The sequence below is a fragment of the Paenibacillus doosanensis genome, from assembly GCF_025060755.1.
In the GTDB taxonomy this organism is placed as follows: domain Bacteria; phylum Bacillota; class Bacilli; order Paenibacillales; family NBRC-103111; genus Paenibacillus_S; species Paenibacillus_S doosanensis.
On sequence record NZ_JANYUY010000104.1, the window covers coordinates 1 to 2,741 of the forward strand.

A 2,741-nucleotide genomic window follows, 5' to 3' on the forward strand; every position below is an offset into this window, starting at 1 on the left:
GACATTTACCGCTTCTCAAGTGGCGCTGCCCGGTTGATTAACAAAGTATGTACACACGCTCTGATCTACGGGGCACAGAACAAACATCGGATCATCGACGATCATATGGTGAAGCGCGTCATCCAGGGAGAATTGTCATAATTCTCCCTTCCTTTTGTATCTCACGCGGACAGATTGACCGTCACCAGCAGGACAACTTGCGCCGTCAACTGTCGGACATTATGCGTTAGCAGTAACAAAATGGCTTTAGAGGTTTGTTCATTGTCCAAGTTAGTGATAAGTGAAACGGTAGAACTGTGACCATGTACCTCATTCACTAAACCAGCTAACCCGGTAGGTGTAATCACAGCCATATCTTTCTTCAGGTCGTCGTTCGAACCAAGATCAACGTTAAGAGAAGGGTAGAGCGTCTCTTTTTAATATTTTGTTTTCTTTAAGGGTTAATAACTCAACTTTCGCAGCATGAAATTGGCAAACAAACCTTGATATAACTAGGCAAAGCGGCAATCCATTGCTGGAGTTGACGCTGAATAAGCGCGGAAATCTTCTTCCCGGCTTTTTGGGCTACTTGGTTGATCAAATCGATCAGCTACTGCACCTGCGGTAAGCGCACGATCCAACATCGACGCGATCACCTGCGGCGCCGGTTGGAGTGCCTCCTGACGACGTTTGTAGCCGACCATTCGTTTGTCGACGTTCTCGCTCATACCGTTGATGGAGGACTTCCTTGAATTGAGCAGCGCAAAATCAATCGGCAAGAAGGTGTGTCCGTCTGACCATCCCATTGTAAGCATACGAAATCCTTTGTAATACGCCCCGGTAGCATGATCCTTGAATCTGGCGAGCAGTTCCACGGCTTTACTGCGGTTACGTTCGAACATGGAATCGTCGACGATAAAAACGGAAACTCGATCCGCAGATGAAAAGGCGCTGACCTTCTGCACGGTGGCGACACTGAGCAGAGTCAAAAAACGACGCCAAGCAAAGCCGGTATGATTGAGGAAGCGATACACCGCGTCTTTGCCGGGAAACGCTTCGCTTTTGTTGCTCTCCAGCAAGCGAAACCAGTTCTTCTGATGGAACAAGAGAACGAAGACGAGTTGAAAAAGCCGGGCACAGCTGAAGCCAAATCGCTTACGCAATCCCGCTTGTCGCAGATATTGGAAGATGTTCAATTCGTGGAACGCAAGTTTTAATTCTTTGGGCAGTTGATTCAGATCGGGTTGATGGTCTATCATAGAGAAGACACCTCTTCTGTGTGGTAGTGATTGCTCGACACTCTCACTTTACCAAACGAAGCGGTGTTTTTCTATGTTCCGTCAAGATGAATATTCCATCGCATTTAAACCCATACAGAATCTGCTTTTAAGCTGTTTTTTGTTCTGCGAAAGTTGAGTTAATAGGAGTTCCACTTGTTACTAAACTGATCTGCCGTAATCTTGCCGTCAAAGTAAGCTGCACAGTCTTCGATGTTTGCGTATATGGTCTCCGTAACCTTATCGTTCACGATGACGTTCACGACAGCCTCACCCACCTCTGTTCGGATTGCTGCCGCAATACCGAGAAGCCCGGCTACGGTTTTTAAGCTTTGTTCCGTCGTCTGATTGATTCCCGGCATATAATCGTAGCTGATTCTCGCAATACCTGTATAATCCATCACGAGATTAATATTTTCCACGGAAATGCCGGCGCTGTCTACTTCCTTGCGAGCTTCATTGAAAAAATGTGTAACCTTGTCCACCTGGATGGCGTTTGTATTGGATTTGCCGGCATTCACTTGAACATCCACACTGTATGTCTTTCCATCCCACGCAACGGATGCTCCGACTTGTCTGAGCAGCGATATGGGTACCAGCGTATGTCCGTCCACAATATGTGCGGGTACCTCGTCCACCTGCAGCGGCTTGCCATTGGACGTTACCTTTACAATCGGATTACCCTTATAGGTGCCGTTAATAGTGGAAGCGCTAACGGTACCGGTCAGCAGCATCATGGCGGCGGACATGGCGATAATTTTTTTCAAGTGTGTTCCCCCTGTTGATCCGGATCGGTTCCGGTAATGGCTGTTCCCGCTATGTATTCTATCATTATAGCTTTCAGGCAAAGGGGTGTCCAATACACTACAGCGGAGCCAAAGCTGCACCAGCAGTCGGGGGATGCTATAATGGGTGATAGAACCATCGTGCCAGGGAGGGCTTAAGATCGATACGGAAGCTTACATTAATTTGAGTATGGTATGCTGGTGCTGCTTGTGGTGTCTATCGGTTTTACGATCGTAAACGTGAGAAGGCCGGTTACTCGCACTGCTTTAATAGTGCAATCGATGGGCGTAGGTTTAGGATTATTGCTTGTTTCATGTGCAGTCGCTTTTTTCTCTTCCTCCGATGCGCTCAATATTTTGGTATATTGGGTTATTTACGCCATCACGTTCATCATTGCCAGCCTGGTCAATGTAGTGTTTATCGTCCTCAAGAAACGGTGAATGGAAGTTCGTTTCAACAAAGACGATCGCTTTCGTATTCATTGACACGCCTATAAAACGTCCTATGCTTCATATTCAATTTCTTCATCGCAGCTGTAGCTGTTATTGCCCCAGCCTTCCACTCGTCGTAAATAGGGCTTGCTGAACGGGTCGCAATTTACGGCATCACGGGTAAGCGGAATGAGAGGGTCGACCAGAGCCATTGCAAAAAAGGCAAAAAGAGAACCCGGAGTCTCTTTTCGAGGTTCATGACTAGCAG

The 2,741-nt window shown here is 47.2% G+C and carries 3 protein-coding genes and 2 pseudogenes; 1 reads left to right on the forward strand and 4 read right to left on the reverse strand.

The window, feature by feature from the left end:
• Positions 1 to 161: 161 nt before the first annotated feature.
• The 3 genes and pseudogenes from N0M98_RS33975 to N0M98_RS33480 form a co-directional block, all read right to left on the reverse strand.
• Positions 162 to 386, reverse strand: a pseudogene (locus tag N0M98_RS33975) (rod shape-determining protein MreC); the annotation flags it as partial.
• A 201-nt stretch (positions 387 to 587) separates the two neighbouring features.
• Positions 588 to 1,238: pseudogene (locus N0M98_RS33475) on the reverse strand (IS4 family transposase); the annotation flags it as partial.
• Between the two features lie 158 nt (positions 1,239 to 1,396).
• Positions 1,397 to 2,023: a stalk domain-containing protein gene (locus N0M98_RS33480; RefSeq protein ID WP_259620496.1), complete on the reverse strand. Its 627-nt coding sequence runs from the start codon at positions 2,021 to 2,023 to the stop codon at positions 1,397 to 1,399.
• A 231-nt stretch (positions 2,024 to 2,254) separates the two neighbouring features.
• Between N0M98_RS33480 and N0M98_RS33485 the strand changes: the two genes are divergently transcribed.
• On the forward strand, positions 2,255 to 2,482 hold the full coding sequence (locus tag N0M98_RS33485; RefSeq protein WP_259620497.1) for a hypothetical protein: 228 nt from the start codon (positions 2,255 to 2,257) through the stop codon (positions 2,480 to 2,482).
• A 62-nt stretch (positions 2,483 to 2,544) separates the two neighbouring features.
• Here the strand turns inward: N0M98_RS33485 and N0M98_RS33980 are convergent.
• The coding region (locus N0M98_RS33980) for a hypothetical protein (protein WP_375295591.1) at positions 2,545 to 2,741 on the reverse strand (197 nt) is incomplete at its 5' end.